This is a genomic window from Streptomyces sp. SS7, assembly GCF_037993025.1.
Taxonomy (GTDB): domain Bacteria; phylum Actinomycetota; class Actinomycetes; order Streptomycetales; family Streptomycetaceae; genus Streptomyces.
The window spans coordinates 5,664,700-5,679,578 of the sequence record NZ_CP141223.1 but is presented as its reverse complement, the minus strand read 5'-3'; the positions used below and the strand labels follow the sequence as shown (position 1 = coordinate 5,679,578).

At 70.0% G+C, this 14,879-nt stretch carries 18 protein-coding genes and 1 tRNA gene; 6 read left to right on the top strand and 13 right to left on the bottom strand.

From position 1 onward, the window contains the following. Nucleotides 1–31: 31 nt before the first annotated feature. From U5640_RS26365 to U5640_RS26355, 3 genes are read right to left on the bottom strand one after another with little or no spacing between them, the layout of a single operon-like run. Entirely contained in the window at nucleotides 32–838 is an 807-nt protein-coding gene (locus U5640_RS26365) for an acetoacetate decarboxylase family protein (protein WP_340378209.1), read from the bottom strand. A 14-nt stretch (nucleotides 839–852) separates the two neighbouring features. Next, complete coding sequence (locus U5640_RS26360; RefSeq protein ID WP_340378208.1) at nucleotides 853–2,061, bottom strand: FAD/NAD(P)-binding oxidoreductase; 1,209 nt, start codon at nucleotides 2,059–2,061, stop codon at nucleotides 853–855. A 2-nt stretch (nucleotides 2,062–2,063) separates the two neighbouring features. Then, the gene (locus U5640_RS26355; protein WP_126396150.1) at nucleotides 2,064–2,252 is read right to left on the bottom strand and encodes a ferredoxin; all 189 of its coding nucleotides are present in this window, start codon (nucleotides 2,250–2,252) and stop codon (nucleotides 2,064–2,066) included. 315 nt (nucleotides 2,253–2,567) lie between these two features. On the opposite strand from U5640_RS26355, the gene U5640_RS26350 reads away from it, so the two are divergent. The 5 genes from U5640_RS26350 (at nucleotide 2,568) to U5640_RS26330 (ending at nucleotide 7,097) form a co-directional block, all read left to right on the top strand. After that, entirely contained in the window at nucleotides 2,568–3,923 is a 1,356-nt protein-coding gene (locus U5640_RS26350) for a glutamine synthetase family protein (protein ID WP_340378207.1), read from the top strand. A gap of 17 nt (nucleotides 3,924–3,940) precedes the next feature. After that, a complete protein-coding gene (locus U5640_RS26345; RefSeq protein ID WP_340378206.1) occupies nucleotides 3,941–5,227 on the top strand; it encodes a cytochrome P450 in 1,287 nt (428 codons plus the stop codon). Nucleotides 5,228–5,343: 116 nt separating this feature from the next. Further along, nucleotides 5,344–6,282: a TIGR03619 family F420-dependent LLM class oxidoreductase gene (locus tag U5640_RS26340; RefSeq protein WP_340378205.1), complete on the top strand. Its 939-nt coding sequence runs from the start codon at nucleotides 5,344–5,346 to the stop codon at nucleotides 6,280–6,282. Between the two features lie 31 nt (nucleotides 6,283–6,313). Next, on the top strand, nucleotides 6,314–6,634 hold the full coding sequence (locus U5640_RS26335) for an NAD(P)-binding domain-containing protein (protein ID WP_340378204.1): 321 nt from the start codon (nucleotides 6,314–6,316) through the stop codon (nucleotides 6,632–6,634). Between the two features lie 390 nt (nucleotides 6,635–7,024). After that, a tRNA-Arg gene (locus tag U5640_RS26330) sits at nucleotides 7,025–7,097 on the top strand. A gap of 104 nt (nucleotides 7,098–7,201) precedes the next feature. Here U5640_RS26330 and U5640_RS26325 read toward each other — a convergent pair. The 10 genes from U5640_RS26325 to U5640_RS26280 all read right to left on the bottom strand — a co-directional run bounded on the left by U5640_RS26325 (nucleotide 7,202) and on the right by U5640_RS26280 (nucleotide 14,334). Next, nucleotides 7,202–8,335: a tyrosine-type recombinase/integrase gene (locus tag U5640_RS26325; protein ID WP_340378203.1), complete on the bottom strand. Its 1,134-nt coding sequence runs from the start codon at nucleotides 8,333–8,335 to the stop codon at nucleotides 7,202–7,204. Beyond that, nucleotides 8,335–8,547 (bottom strand): excisionase family DNA-binding protein, encoded by a 213-nt coding sequence (locus U5640_RS26320; protein ID WP_340378202.1) that lies wholly within the window; start codon nucleotides 8,545–8,547, stop codon nucleotides 8,335–8,337. Before U5640_RS26320 ends, U5640_RS26325 begins: the two co-directional genes overlap by 1 nt. Then, nucleotides 8,540–9,826 carry a replication initiator gene (locus U5640_RS26315; protein WP_340385351.1) on the bottom strand — a complete coding sequence of 429 codons (1,287 nt, stop codon included), beginning with the start codon at nucleotides 9,824–9,826 and terminating at the stop codon, nucleotides 8,540–8,542. The genes U5640_RS26320 and U5640_RS26315 overlap by 8 nt, the downstream gene beginning before the upstream one ends. A gap of 160 nt (nucleotides 9,827–9,986) precedes the next feature. Beyond that, on the bottom strand, nucleotides 9,987–10,235 hold the full coding sequence (locus tag U5640_RS26310; RefSeq protein WP_340385349.1) for a SpdD protein: 249 nt from the start codon (nucleotides 10,233–10,235) through the stop codon (nucleotides 9,987–9,989). A gap of 24 nt (nucleotides 10,236–10,259) precedes the next feature. Further along, nucleotides 10,260–10,454, bottom strand: a complete 195-nt coding sequence (locus tag U5640_RS26305) for a hypothetical protein (RefSeq protein ID WP_340378201.1) — start codon at nucleotides 10,452–10,454, stop codon at nucleotides 10,260–10,262. Between the two features lie 16 nt (nucleotides 10,455–10,470). Next, a complete protein-coding gene (locus tag U5640_RS26300) occupies nucleotides 10,471–10,662 on the bottom strand; it encodes a mobile element transfer protein (protein WP_340378200.1) in 192 nt (63 codons plus the stop codon). Nucleotides 10,663–10,926: 264 nt separating this feature from the next. Then, nucleotides 10,927–11,553 carry a DUF2637 domain-containing protein gene (locus tag U5640_RS26295; RefSeq protein WP_340378199.1) on the bottom strand — a complete coding sequence of 209 codons (627 nt, stop codon included), beginning with the start codon at nucleotides 11,551–11,553 and terminating at the stop codon, nucleotides 10,927–10,929. Between the two features lie 85 nt (nucleotides 11,554–11,638). Beyond that, a complete protein-coding gene (locus tag U5640_RS26290) occupies nucleotides 11,639–13,015 on the bottom strand; it encodes an FtsK/SpoIIIE domain-containing protein (RefSeq protein WP_340378198.1) in 1,377 nt (458 codons plus the stop codon). Next, on the bottom strand, nucleotides 13,015–13,371 hold the full coding sequence (locus U5640_RS26285; protein ID WP_055635081.1) for a hypothetical protein: 357 nt from the start codon (nucleotides 13,369–13,371) through the stop codon (nucleotides 13,015–13,017). Before U5640_RS26285 ends, U5640_RS26290 begins: the two co-directional genes overlap by 1 nt. Before the next feature lie 171 nt (nucleotides 13,372–13,542). Continuing rightward, nucleotides 13,543–14,334 (bottom strand): GntR family transcriptional regulator, encoded by a 792-nt coding sequence (locus U5640_RS26280; protein ID WP_340378197.1) that lies wholly within the window; start codon nucleotides 14,332–14,334, stop codon nucleotides 13,543–13,545. A gap of 109 nt (nucleotides 14,335–14,443) precedes the next feature. On the opposite strand from U5640_RS26280, the gene U5640_RS26275 reads away from it, so the two are divergent. Next, the gene (locus U5640_RS26275) at nucleotides 14,444–14,851 is read left to right on the top strand and encodes an NUDIX domain-containing protein (protein ID WP_340385347.1); all 408 of its coding nucleotides are present in this window, start codon (nucleotides 14,444–14,446) and stop codon (nucleotides 14,849–14,851) included. Nucleotides 14,852–14,879 lie beyond the last annotated feature (28 nt).

The following is a 14,879-nucleotide window of genomic DNA, read 5'->3' as shown; positions in this document are numbered from 1 at the left end:
TGTTCCTCCGGTCTCGCGAGGTGGTGGGGGTCTACTCGGCGCCGGAGGTGCCGGATTCCAGCAGTCGCCCGCCGTCCCAGACGACGCCGACCTGGCGGTAGTAGGCGGCGATCGGCTCGCGGATCTCCAGGCGGGCCAGCTCTTCGGTGGGTGCCTCGAACAGTTCCAGCTCGGCGTCGCCGCGCCAGGCCTGTCCCGCCTCGAAGGACGCGGCGCCCGACTCGATCAGCTCGTCCAGGGCCAGGCCCTTGCCCTTCTCGATGGAGGGCAGCCAGCGGTGGTGGGCCATCGGGTGGGCGTTGACGAAGCCGTTCGTCTCCGACGGCTCGCGCAGGGTGACCACGGTGTGGGCGAGGCGCCGGTCGGCGGCGGCGAGCGTGGCGCCGAAACGGGCCCCCGCCTCGATGCGCGGAGCGGGACCGTACGGGTGCGGGCGGGTCTGGTGGATCGAGCCGAGCTTCTTCGGGTAGCCCTGGTGCAGCCCGCGGGCGATGGCGAAGTCCTTGTCGACCCAGATGTAGACGCAGCGCGAGTAGGTCTGTCCCCGGTACTTGCAGCGGACGACCGCGAAGGCCTCCTTGTACTGGGAGAGCACGGGATCGAGCAGTTCCTCGCCGGACGCCGAGCAGGACTGCCAGTCGGCCCAGATCAGCGCCACCGCTCCGGGGTCCTCGTCGGCGAGTTCCAGGGGCTCGGGAAGCAGCTCGCGCACGCGTGCCGGGTCGGTGCGGTACTCGACGGTGAGCAGGTCCCCGGAGTAGCGCCAGGGCGGTGAGGGGATCAGCGACGAGGCTCCGCTCGCCGTCTTGGGAAAGAAGAATCCACGAACGGTGGTCATGATCAGCGAGGTCCTTAGGCGGTGAGGGCGGGCTGCTTGAGCAGTTCGGCGCGGTATCGGGAGGCGGCGGCCGCCGCGGCCTGGCCGCCGAGGGCGACGACACCGGCCAGCCGGCCGGCGGCGTGGTAGCCGACGACGACGTCACCGTCGAGGTCGCCTTCGAGTACGCGCACGTCTTCCTTGCCGAGTACCGGTGCCCCGAAGGACTGCAGTCGGAAGTCGTGCTGGTCGCTCCAGAAGGTGGGCAGCGGCGCGAACGGGGAAAGGTCGTGGTCGGTACCGGTCAGCTGGGCGACGAGGGTCTTCGCGGCGTGCTTGGCGGTGTCCGTGGGGATGCACCAGTGCTCCACCCGGCGCGGGAGACCGTCGTAGCGGGCGTTGGGGAAGCGGGCGACGTCACCGACGGCCACCACGTCGGACCGCCCGCCGACGCGCAGGTGCTCGTCGGTGAGCACGCCGTCGCTCAGATCGAGGCCGTTGCCGTCCAGCCACTCCGTGTTGGCGACCGAGCCGACCGACTCGACCACCACGTCGGCGGGCAGGACGGTGCCGTCGGCGAGAGCGACGCCGGTGACGTGGTCGTCGCCGGTGAAGCCCGTCACGCCCGTGCCGAGCGCGAAGCGCACGCCGCGTTCCTCGTGGCGCCTGAGCAGGGCCCTGGCGAGCAGTTCGCCGAGGGGACCGACCATCGGCAGGGGCAGCGGATCGACGACGGTCACCTCACGGGCGCCCAGAGTGAGGGCTGTGGCCGCGACCTCGCAGCCGATGAAGCCACCTCCGACGACGACCACGCGGGCTCCGGGCCTGGTGAGGGCTTCCCGCAGGCCCTGCGCGTCATCGATGGTGCGGACCGTGTGCCGGCCGGCGAGCGGGCCGGGACAGCGCAGGCGGCGGGGCCGCATTCCGGTGGCGACGACCAGACCGTCGTACGAGAGCGCCTCGCCGTCGTCGAACTCGACGACGTTCTCCGCGAACCGCGCGGCGACGACCCGGGTACCCAGTCGCCACTCCGCGTCGGCCACGCTCGCTCGCGGGCGGAAGGCGAGGGACTCGAAGGGGGCCTTGCCGGCCAGGACCTCCTTCGACAGGGGCGGCCGGTTGTAGGGCATGTGCGGCTCGTCACCGACGAGCGTGATGGCTCCGGTCCAGCCGGCGGCCCGCAGCTGCTCGGCGGCGCGCAGGCCGGCCATGGAGGCGCCGGCCACGACAATGCGTGCGCTCATGATCAGTCCTCGATACGGATGGCCTGGAGCGGACACACGTCGGCGGCTTCCTCGACCTCGTCACGCAGCGCGTCGTCGGGGTCGGACACATAGGCCAGGTGGCCGCTGTCGTCCATGGAGAAGACATCGGGGGCGGCGAAGACGCACTGACCGTGGTCCTGGCACTTGTTCATGTCGACGACGACCTTCATGGCCGGTCCTCCTGAATGTGAGGGCGTCGGGGCGGGGGCGAGGGCGGGAAGAGGGGCCCGGCCGCTGTCGTGCCGGGCCCCGGCCAAGGGCCCGGCACGACTGACCGGACCCTTACTCATTTGGCTTCAAACAACATAGAAAGCCGCCCACCCCTGGTCAATACCTATCCGTGCGGATAATTTTTTTCAGCCCCCTCTTGCGGGGTGCCGGCACTCCCCATACCGTTTGGCATCAAACAAGTCGACCGTGTGCTGTCAGCCGCACCGGCCTCCGACTCCCCCGCCACCCCACCCCAAGCGCCCGAGGAGACATCGGTGAGCGCAGCTCCAACCCCCAGCGTCCGTCAGCACATGCAGCGGCTCGCCGCCGAGGGCATCGACGTGGTGCGCGTGACCTATCCCGATCTCATCGGCACCGACCGCGCACGCGACGTCCTGCTGGACCACCTGCCGTCGGCCTGCGACCACGGCCTGGCCTTCTGCCGGGCCGTCTACCACACCAGCCCCCAAGGCGACGTGGTCCCCGTCTCCGGAGGTCTGGACGCCGGTCTGCCCGACATCACCGTGCGCCCCGACCTGGACAGCATGGTCCCCCTCCCCTGGGAACCCGGGGTCGCCGCCTGCCTCGCCGATGTCACCGACCCGGCCACCGGCATGACCGCGCCCGAGTCACCCCGCGATCTGCTGCGCACCGTCCTCGACCGGTGCGCCGAACACGGCCTGCGTCCGGTGGTCGGCCCCGAACTCGAGTACTTCCTCTGCGACGAGGACCCTGCCTCCCCGAGCGGCTGGAAGCGCTACTCCGGTGCCGCCGGAGTCGTCTACACAGCCGGTCTGCGCGCCGACGGCGACAACCACCTGCTGCGCACGTTGCGCCTGCTGCGGGACATGAACATCGGCGCGACCAGCGGCAACCACGAGTTCGACGGCGGCCAGTTCGAGATCAACCTCACCCACTCCGAGGCCCTGTCCGCCGCGGACCGCGCCTTCTTCTTCAAGTCCGCGATCAAGGAGCTGGCCCGGAAGGAGGGAAAGCTCGCCACCTTCATGGCCAAGCCGTTCAACGACGCCGGAGGCTCCGGGTTCCACCTCCACCTGTCCTGCAACAACGACGAGGGCGGCAACGCCTTCGACGATCCCGCCGGGCCGTATGGGCTGTCCGCCACCGCCCGCCACGCCGTCGCCGGCATCCTCGCCCACGCCCCGGCCCTGGCCGCGCTGGCCAACCCGACCGTGAACTCCTACAAGCGTTTCGGCCCGGACACCCTCGCCCCCTGGCTCATCGACTGGGGCCTGGACAACCGCAGCGCCATGGTCCGCATCCCGCCCGAGCGCGGCTCCGGCGCCCGGTTCGAACTGCGCCTCGGTGACGCCAGCGCCAACCCCTATCTGCTGATCGCCGGCACGATCGCCGCCGCGCTGCTCGGGGTACTGGCCGGCGAGGAGCCCCCCGCCCCACTGGAGGGGTACGGCTACGACACCGCCAGGGCAGCCGTGCTGCCCATGAGTCTGCCGGCCGCGCTGGACGCCCTGGAGGCGGACACGGAACTGACCGACGTCCTCGGCAAGGACTTCACCGCGTCCTTCCTCTCCTACAAGCGCAACGAGACCGAACGCTTCCACCGGCACGTCACCGACTGGGAGTTCACCGAGTACGCCTACCACCTGTGACGACTGGGAGCCATCCGATGACGACCGAGACCCCGACCGCCGCCGTGGACGAACCGATGCCGCTGGCGGATGTCAACCTCGCCGACCTGGACAACTTCACCGACGGGATCACCCCGTGGCGCATGTTCCACACCCTGCGCCACGAGGACCCGGTGCACTGGCAGCCCGAGGACGCCCCCAACTCCGGCTTCTGGGCGGTGACCCGGCACTCCGACATCGCCCGCGTCGACCGCGACGCCGAGACCTTCACCTCGATGAAGTTCGTGAACCTCGAAGAGGTCGACGAGGACCAGATCAAGACGCGTGCCTCCATCCTGGAACTGGACGGCGTCCGCCACCGCGCCATGCGCAGCCTGCTCCAGCGCCAGTTCGGCGCGAGCGTCATCAGCAGCTACACCGACTTCCTGCGCGGCTTGACCGCCACCACGCTGGACGCGGCCCTCGCCAAGGGGACCTTCGACTTCGTCAAGGAGGTCTCCGCCGACTTCCCCATCAACGTCCTCGCCCGCCTCCTCGACGTGCCGCCGGAGGACAACCAGCAGCTCATCGACTGGGGCAACCGCATCATCGGCAACACCGACCCCGACTACGCCGATGTCCTGCTGGACAGCGAGGAGAGCGAGCAGTACCGGCACCTGCCCTTCCGCTCGCCCGCCTCGCTGGAGGTCTTCGAGTACGGCCGCGAACTGGCCCGGCAGCGGCGCGGCGGCGACGGCACGGACCTGGTGTCCAGGCTGGTGAACACGACCCCGAAGGACGGTGTGCCCCTCTCGCCGCAGGACTTCGACAACTACTTCCTGCTCCTCGTCGTGGCCGGCAACGAGACCACCCGCCACACCATCACCCACTCCATGCTGGCCCTCCTCCAGCACCCGGAGCAACTGGCCCGCCTCCAGGAGGACCCGTCGCTGATCCCGGTCGCGGTCGAGGAGTTCCTGCGCTGGGCCTCGCCCGTCTACCACTTCCGCCGCACCGCGACCCGGGACGTCGAACTCGGCGGCAAGCGGATCCGGGAGGGCGACAAGGTCGTGATGTGGTACGCCTCCGGCAACCGCGACGAGGCGGCCTTCGGCAACCCGTACGACTTCGACGTCACCCGCGCCGACAACGACCACGTCACCTTCGGCAAGGGCAGCCCGCATCTGTGCCTCGGCAACCTGCTGGCCCGCACCGAGATCCGCATCATGTTCGAGGAGCTCATCCCGAGGATCGCGGACATCCGTCTGACGGGCGAAGTCCCGCGCGTGCGCTCCAACTTCGTCAACGGCATCAAGAAGCTGCCGGTCGAGGTCACCCTCGCCTGAGCGCGACCGCCTGCCGCAGCCGTCCGGACGGCTGCGCCCGCCGGGGCGCCCCGATTCGAACCAGCGGCCGCCCCTCACGTCTGCCCTCAACCACACTCGGCCCGAGGATCGCCACGATGACCACCCCCCGCATGCAGTTGGTGCTGAGCGAGAACTGGACCATGACCGGAGGCCGCGCGGACCTGCCGACCGTGATCCGCTGGGCCCGCGAGGCCGAGGACGCCGGATTCGACTCCGTCATGATCAGCGAACACATCGTGCTCGGCCCCGACGCCGGAGCAGGCGGCGTGATGGGCAACCCCCGCGACTACGCCCTGCCCGGCAACCAGGACCCCCACACCCCATGGCCCAACTCGCTCATGCTGCTCAGCGCGATCGCCGCTGTCACCGATCGCCTGCGTCTCGCCGCGTCGGCGGTCATCGCTCCCCTGCGGCATCCCCTGCTCATGGCCCGCGAGCTCGGCACCCTCGACCTTCTCTCCGAGGGCCGGCTGATCGTGCTGCCCAACGTCAGCTGGAGCCGCGACGAGTACGCGGCACTCGGCGTCCCGTTCTCCCGGCGTGGCAAGCTCCTCGACGATCATCTGGAGATCTGGGCGAAGCTCTGGGGCCCCTCGCCCGTGTCTCACGAGAGCGAGTACTACACCTTCCAGGACGTCTACTTCGAGCCCAAGGCACACCGCCCGGACGGCCCCCGACTGTGCTTCGGTGGCGCGGGCATGCACGACGCGATGGTCCGCAGGATCGTCCGGTACGGCCACGCCTTCAATCCGCTGGGCAAGGTGAAGCCCGAGGACATGCAGAGGCTGAAGACCGCGATGGCCGCCGCAGGCCGCGACATCTCCGACCTGGAGATGATCGGCAGCACGCGCGCCGTGTTCCCCGACGACAACTCCTGCGCCGACCTCGCACAGGCCCTTGAACCCATCCCCGAACAGATGGACCAGGGCTTCACCACCTTCTGCGTCAAGCCCTCGCAGTTCACCGACGACCCGAACGGAGTGGGCGCGTTCTGCCGCGAGGTGATGCGCCGCGTGGCGTCCCTGACCGCCTGACGGCGCCGACCGATATCCCGCACCTCGCGGCATGACCACTCTCGACGAAGCCGTCGGCGCCCGCCCCTGCACTCCCGATGACGCCACTCGAAACGACCCCCATCGCCTCCCCGGTGTGTCGGGCCTTGTCGTCGGCATCCTCGCCGGAACCGGCCCACAGGGGCGCGGCCTCACCCACCGGCTCGCCGGTGCGGGCCAACAGGTCATCATCGGCTCACGGAACGCCGCCCGGGCCGCCTCCACCGCAGCGGCCATCGACGGAGACGTGCGCGGCTCCATCGACGCTACGACCACATGGGAGAGCGATGTGTTGATCGTCGCCACTCCCTGGGAGGACATGCCGAGCTGCTGATCCCGCTCCGCATGAACTCGCCGGCAGGATCCATCACCATGCCGGGCGCCCTCAAGATGGCGGCAAGCGTCCGAACGAGCCGACACAGGAAGCAGAACGGTCCAACCACCCTCGGTTCTGGCGCCCCCAACGTCCACCCATCACGCGCCGCGAGTCACAGGAGCAGCAGGTCAGAGGCACTCCAACCCACCGCCCCGCTCTCCTGCCCCCATAGCGAGCGCCCTCACTGGCGCGTCATCCGCTACGCTGTCCCTGGTCAGCTGTTGGCACGTGGCGCTGTCTGCTCGGATGCCCCTGCGGAGAGCGTTGCACCACGTCTGGCCAGCGGGCTTGTGTCCCTCGTCGAAGATCCACGCCCTGGATTTTCAACAAGGTTTTCTACAAGCCCCCGCCTTCGTAGCTCAGGGGATAGAGCACCGCTCTCCTAAAGCGGGTGTCGCAGGTTCGAATCCTGCCGGGGGCACAGGAAAAGGGCCAGCTCAGGAGGGGTTTCCTCCCAAGCTGGCCCTTCGTCGTGTTCGAGGCGTGCCACACGCGTGCCACTACGGCCATGTGGAGGCCGGATTCCTAGTCCGGGGCAGCCTCTCCCCCACCCTCACGGATCATCGCTCCGAGGCGGTCGGCGATGGCCCGGTCACGGTCGCTGGTCATGTGCTGATAGATCAGCGCGGCACGCGAGCTGCTGTGGCCCATGCGGGTCATCAGCTCACGGGTGCTGGCGCCGGCGGTCGAGGCCAGGGTGTTTCCGGTGTGGCGGAGATCGTGAAAATGCAGCTCTGCGGAGACGCCCGCCGCAGCTCTGGCCGTGATCCAGTCGTCGCGGAAGTTGCTCCGCCGGAGCTGGCCGCCCCGTGGGCCGACGAAGACGTGTCCGTCGCGGCCGGGCGCGGCGAACTGTTCCAGGTGGCTTGTGACGTCGTCGAGCAGCTCGGCAGGGAAGGAGATGGCGCGGATGCCAGCAGCAGACTTCGGCGCCTTGTCGAAGAGGCGACCGTCCTGCAACTCGGCCTGAGACCGGCGGACGCTGACGGTCAGGCCCTCCAGGTCGATGTCTCGGCGACGGAGGGCGGCGAGTTCGCCGAACCGCAGAGTGGTGAACGCGGCCAGAAGGATGAGCAGCCGATAGCGCGAGGCGATGGAGTCGGCGACGGCGAAGACCTCTGCGACCGTGAGGACCGGGCGCTCAGGCACGTCGTACCGGTCGGCGCCCTTGATGCGGCACGGGTTGCGCCGGATCAGTTCGTCGTCCACGGCCGTGTTCATCAGGGCCCGTAGCAGTTGATACGCCTTGACCACCGTCGGTTCACCGACCTCGGCGGCGAGGAGCTTGCCACGCCAGCCCCGCACGCGGGCAGTCGACACGTCGGCGATGGTTCCGGCGCCGAAGGTGGGAAGGATGTGCAGCCGCACGACGGACTCGGACCGCTCACGGGTACGGTCGGCGAGCTTCCGATCCCGCAGCCATGCGGTCGCGTAGTCCGCGAAGTTGACCGTCCCGGCGTCCGGGTCCGACCACTGGCCACGCGTGATGTCCGCCTCGATCTGGGCCAGAGCAATTTGCGCTTCAGTCTTCGTCGGGTAGGTCTTTTCGGCCGGGCGGAGTTGCCCAGTCTCAGGGTCGCGGTAACGGACCTGCCAGCGGCCCGACGGGAGCTGACGGACCGACCCGAACGCCCTGCGCTGCCCCTTCTTGTTGGCCATCAGGCGACCCTCCGCAGCGCGCCGCGCCGGTGGCCGATCGGCTGCACCGTGTGTGCGTCGATGAAGGCGCTCAGCGCGCTCTCCGGTACCCGTACGTGTCGGCCGACCTTGACGAACGTGATGCGTCGCTCGGCGATCAGGCGGCGCGGGAAACGCTCTGTGGTGCCGAGGAGTTCGGCCACCTGCGCCACGGTGAGGTAGCGGTCAGCCACGGGTTGGTTCTCCTTCCGTTCCGGGGGCGGGGTCGATGGATGCGGCCAACCAGGCTTCAGCGTCCGAGAGGCCGGTGCCGGCGAAGACCCAGTGCGCGAGGACGTACGTCGTCTCCGGCCCGGTGTCGGGTGTGGTCGCTGCGGCTTGCGCTCGGCGCCATTCGGCGCGGGCGTCGCGGAGGGCGCCGAGGGTGGTGGAGTAGCGGCGCGACTTGGTGGAGAAGTGGCCGCGGAAGCCGAGCATGTGCGCCCAGGCCCGCAGCCGGAGGTGTTCGAGGTCCTTGCGTGCGCCGAGGGTCCATGCAGTTCGGATGAGGCGGCGGGCGTGGTCGCTGATGTCGAGCTGGGCGAGTTCGGCGGCGAACTTCAGGGGGCGGTCGAGAGCTCCCGTGGCTGTCTCGGCGCCCTTGGTGGCGTACTTGGCGATGTACGCCGCTACTGCGCGTTCGGTCAGCTCCTGGCCGTCGTTGAAGTCGGCGGATCGGATGGTGCGGACGTCGAGTTGGCGGCCGAAGGTGAAGGCGTGCGCGCGGTTGTCGATGGTCGGGCCGTCGACCCGGACCCTGGAGGCGGCGGCGCTGATGGCGTCAGTGAGCAGCTCGGCGGTGGCCCAGGGCGGGGGCGGGGTGTCTCCGCCGGACGGTCCGTCGAGGCGGATCACGGCGTGAAAGTGGACAGCTCCGCGCTTTTGGTACTCGGCGACCTTGGCGAAGGAGACGCGGGCGTGGTCGCGGAGATGCCGTTGTGAGAGGCCCGCGCGCTTGGCGACCTCCCGGCGCAGGTGGATGGAGAAGCGCCGCCAGAGGAGCCCGGCGTGGGCGTTCCAGAGGACGGCCGCCGCGTAGTCGTAGGTGTCCGGGTTGAGCGGGGTGCCGAGTGTCTCGTCGTCTTGGGCGTGGTGGGTGCCGCAGCGGCAGGGGCGGCCGGTGGACGGGCGGTTGTGGACAGGGCCGAAGCTGGGGGCGGTGAAGGTGGCGAAGACGCGGGGGTGGGCGGCGACCTGTTCGGGGATGCCCTTGCCACCCCGGAGACCAGCGGTGATCAGTTGGAACGTGTCGCGGCGGTAGACCTCGGCGCAGGCCGGGCAGCGGGTGGTGCGGCGGTTGTTGCATCGGACGAGGAGTTGGCCGGCCGGGAGGGTGGTGGAGTCGAGGTGCTGGAGGATGCGGCCGATCTCGCCGGTGGTGGTGTCGATGTCGTACTCGGTGCGGTGGCCGTCCAGGCGGATCGGGTGGGTGCAGCCGCCGAGGCTGGAGAGTTGCCGGAGGATACCGGGCAGCGAGCCGTCTGAGGCGAGCTTGCTGAGTTCGGGCAGTGGGGGCGGGGTGGGGCGGGCGAAGATGGCGATCTCCTTCTGACGGGCACTGGTCGGGAGGGGGTGGCCACCGGGGCGGCGGATGCTTGGGCGTGTCATGCCGCCCCGGAGGCCGGATTGCTGGTCAGCGGCGGTGGTGGTCGCGGAGCAGGGAGCGCAGGACCACGGCGGCGACGGCGACCGAGATGGCCGTGACGGCGACGGCGGCCAGGAGCGCGGTCAGGACGACTCCGCCGACGAGGACGGCCGCGACGGTCTTCTGATCGATGGAGACCGAGGGGAGTGCGGGGCGGCGAGCCGGGGCCGGGTCGGTGGGGGCGTGGGTGTGGGTGGGCTGCGGGGTGGGGTTGTCCGGGTACTTGGGCAGGAACACGGCCACGATCTCCTGTCTACTCGTCTAGACGTGGTGACCGTTTATGACGGTCACGCCGGAGCGCGTGCCGGACTCGATGGCGGGGGCGAGGAAGGTGTGCGAGAGCCAGAAGCCGAAGAGGGCGATGAGAACGACGATCCAGGTACGGACGCCGAGGTACTTGACCGCCGCCCAGGCGAAGAAGCCGAGGACGACGACGAGGGGGAGGTTGAGCGTCACGGGGTGCGGTGTCCTTTCAGCGGGCGGGGCAGCGGTGGGTGCGGGCGGCGAGTTCGGCGGCGGCGCGGCTGTCGTAGTCGGCGGAGAAGTTGCAGCGGGGGGCGGTGCAGGCGGCGGTGTGCTTCTCGCGGCCCCGGTGGTCGTAGGCGGTGCCGACCTGGACGGGGCCGATGCGGGTGACGTTGCGGAAGCGGCGGTTGGCGGGCATCGGGCTTCCTTTCCTTTGTTTGCTTGCCTGGGGCGGGTGGACGTGCGTAGATGAGCGGCATGTCACAGGGGGCGCGGCGGCTGGCCGCCTTCGGTTCGGCCGCGTTGGTACTTGGGCTCGCGGGTGTTGGGGGAAGGTGGTGGTTGGGCGAGTCCTGGGCCACCGTGATCACCATGTGCTGCCTTGAGGTACTGATCGTTTCGGCCGTTGTCGGAACGCGGCGAGTGTTGCGGAAGCGGTAAAGCCTCCCGACAGGGCCCGCCTTCAGAGCTGGGCGGCGATGGCTTCGGCCATGGGTTGCGGGACGCCGAGGCGGGCCCGGAGGGTCGGGGTGTCGATCGGGGCGCCGGTGCGGGTGTGGTGCTCGGCGGCGACCTTGCGGGCGTGGTGGATGAGGGCGGCCGGGATCGGGACGGGAGGGGGTTCCGGCGGTGCCTCGATGGCGGGCAGGTTGGGGGTGGGTGGCTCAGGTGTGGGTTCGGGGTCGTCCTCCTGGCCCTCGATGACCTCGGCGGCCGGGGCCGTCTGGGGTGTCGAGTGGGCGAGGAGGGTGCCACCGAGGAAGGCGACGGCGGGCCAGCCCGCGACGAGGATGCGTAGCCAGGCCGGGACGTTGGCGAGGTCGAGGAGGCCGGCGGTGGCGACGTTCGCCCCGAGGGAGGCGGTGATGGCGATGACGAACCAGCACCAGGCCGCCGTCTTTCCATTGCCGGAGCGCAGTCGGCGCCAGGCGGCGACGAGTAGCAGGTCTACGGACACGGGGTAGGCCCAGGCTTTCCAGCCGTCCTGTCCGGCGGCCATGGCGATGTCGTGGATGTGGGCGAAGGACAGCGCGGCGGCGATCAGCGCCTGTACGAGCACCGCGTCCACGCGAGCCAGTTGGGCGCGCATGAGGGCGGCTCCTTCCGGGTTCAGGCATGGGAGGGGTAGGGACGTGGCGCGAGGCGGTCACGCCGACCAAGGAGGGAAGGGTGCGTCAGTCGGTGACGGGGTGCGGCTGGACGGCCGGAACCGAGGTCTCAACGGTCCGTACGGGTACGACGGGCCGGAAGGGCTTCAGTGCGGGCAGGTCGGGCACTAGGTGGGCCGTCTCCTGACAGATGTCGGCAGCGTCGCCGAGGGAGAGGTAGGGGGTGCGGATGCGGGACCAGCCGCCGGAGGTGTCCCCCGCGACGGCGAGGCCGGGCAGCTCAGGGGCAATGGCGCAGGCAGCCATGACCGCTTCCGGGGCGATGTCGCCGAGCGCCATCTTGGCGGAGGCTTCATCGTTGACCCGGTGGCAGACGCGGCCGGTGAGCTGGGCCCGGAGCATGGTGGCGCCCTTGCCGAGTTCGGCGCCGAAGCGCTGCCCGCACACTTCGAGGTAGATGCCGGCCGCGCGGCCGAGCTGGGCGAGGCGGATGAGCTGAGTGACCATCTCGTCGCGCCGTTCCTCGTCCTTCTTCGTGGCGACGAGGAAGAGTTCCGCCACCTCGTCCACGAACACGACGACGGGCACGGGCCGTTCGCTCTCGGGCAGACCCCAGATGTCCGAGGTGATCTCCTCGTCGGGGGTGCCGGGGGCGATGCCCTGCCGGGCTTTGATCAGGTCGTATCGGTCCTCCATCTCTTTGACCAGGACGGGCAGCAGCTCGGCGACCTCATCCGGCTCCGTGGCGAGGGCGGACAGCCGCGGGGCGAACGGGGCCAGCTCGACACCGCGCTTGCAGTCGAAGCCGACCAGGGCGACGTTCTGACGGGCGAGCCCGGAGACGAGATGCCGCAGGTACATGGACTTGCCCGACAGGGTGGCGCCCAGGGTGAGTTGGTGCGGTACGGCCCGGTAGTCGCGGACGAAGGGCATGGCGTCCTCCCGCAGCGCGACCGGCACCTTGAGGAATCCGCCGCCCAGGTTGCGCGGCATGCGCACCTTGCGCAGGACGTCGAAGCCGACGAGCCGCAGTTCGACGACACCGGGCTTGACGGTGGTGACGTAGACGGCGTGGACGCCCCAGGCGTGCCGCAGCCGTTCGGCCGAGGCGGCGACGTCGGCGGGTTCCTGCCCCGGAGCGAGGCGGAGCCGGAGCCGCAGCCCGGTCGAAGTGGGCCGGATGATGCCCCGCCGGGGCGGCACGGGCCGGATCTCCCGCCGGGTGGTGGCCTTGAGGGCGAGGACCCGCAGCCGGGATGGGGCCACGGTCAGGCCGCACGCCTCCATGACCGAGGCGTACGAGCTGAGGAGGCGGACGGTGGATATCGGACCGCCGACCGCCGACCAGTACAGGGCCGGGTGGTTGGCCCGGGTGTAGGCGGCCCCGCCGCCGAGCGCGGCGAGGGGACCACCCACCTCCAGGAGCGTCGTCAGGTCGGTCATCAGGCCGTGGCCCCCATGGCGGCCGGGAAGGCGGCCGGGGTGACGGCGGCGGCCCGGTAGGCGATGCCGTGACGCTGCTGCCCGTTGAACACCGACTCCCACGGCCGGGCGATCAGCCCCGGCAGCGAGACGGGCGAGCCGAGGATCAGGCCCTCGGTGACACCGCCCTCCGGGACGGTGACCTTGATGAGCGAGGACTCTCCGTCCTCGATGTACACGACGCCGATGGTCATCAGCGCCTCACCGCTCACGGCGTCCTTGGCGATCTCGCCCGTCTGCCGGTCACGGACCTTCGGTTCCGGGGCCTCCGTCAGCAGGATCGTCGCGGCGGAGGTCTCAACACGGATGGTGCGCACAGCACACCCTCCCATCTACTCGTCTATACATGTAGCGATCCGTGCACCCGATCTCCCGGGCTCACGAGGATCACCCTGCCACACAACTTGCCCACTCGTCTATACGAGTATGCCTGTTGGGGTGTACGAGTTCGGAGAAGCGTCCCCCGCGCACCACCGCCCCTCACCCGCTCAGGTGGCCGGAAGCTGGTACGACAGCACGTAAGCGTCAGCCGCCATGACCGTGTCGCAGACCTCCACGGGCCGTCCCTCGGTGTCGAAGGCGGTCCGGATCAGGTGGATGACGGGCACGCCGGCCGCCAGGTGGAGCGTCTTGACCTCGGCGGGCGAGGGCATCCGGGCACGGATCTCCTCCTCGAAATGGTCGAGGCGGTGACCCAGCTCCTCGAGGCGGGCGTAGATGCCGCCGGGACCGGGGTTCGGCTCGGCGATCTGCGTACCGCGCGCGATGTCGAGGGGCAGGTAGGAGGTCGCGAACTCGACCGGCCGGCCGTCGAGGAGGTACCGGCGCCGCCGGGCGAGCACCCGCCGCACGGAGCCCAGCCGGGCGGAGACGTCCTGACCGGCCTTCTCTTCCTTCACCTCAAGACTGTCGACCTGGGGGTGGCTCCCTGCCGCATCCGCCTCCACGATGAACGCGGACTTCCCCTGCTCACGGTGGCGCCGGGCGAACCGGTCCGAGGCGAGACGCCGCACCGGCGGACGCGGCCGGACGAACACGCCCTTGCCGTGTTCGGCGTGCACCAGGCCCTCGCCCTGGAGGACGGAGAAGGAGTTGCGGACGGTCATACGGGACACCCCGTAGTGGTCCACCAGCTCAGCTTCCGAAGGCAGCTTCTCGCCCTCCCGGAACCGCCCCCGGTCGATGGCTTCGCGCAGCTGATCGGCGATCTGCCGGAAGACCGCACGATCGCTCGTAGGGTCGAGGTCACCGAGGAGGCCTGAAGGAAGTGAAGGGCTCACGTGTGTACTCCTTTAGGTATCTAGACGAGTGGGCGAGTGTTGTTGCTACGGTGGAGAGCCTAGCCATCCGAGAGGGCCGAGGAACGTGAGCACAGAACGCCCGCACTCCGTGAGCGTGGCCGGGGTCGTCGTCGACGACCAGGGCCGGGCCCTCCTGATCCAGCGCCGGGACAACGGCAAGTGGGAGCCCCCGGGCGGTGTCCTCGAACGCGAGGAGACCATCCCCGAAGCCCTTCAGCGCGAAGTCCTCGAAGAGACCGGCATCAAGATCGCGCTTCCCGCGACCCTCACCGGCGTCTACAAGAACATGACCGGCCTGATCGTCTCGCTGGTCTTCCGCTGCGAGGCCGCCGACGGCGTGCCCACCACCGGCGACGAGACCCGCGCACTGCGCTGGGCCACCCGTGAAGAGGTCTCCGAACTCGTCGACGAGGCGTACGCGATCCGCGTCACCGACGCATTGGACGCGGCGTCTCCGCCGGCCATCCGCGCCCACGACGGCGTGAAACTCGTCTAGCCCGAACCCGCTGCACATGGCGGCCTAC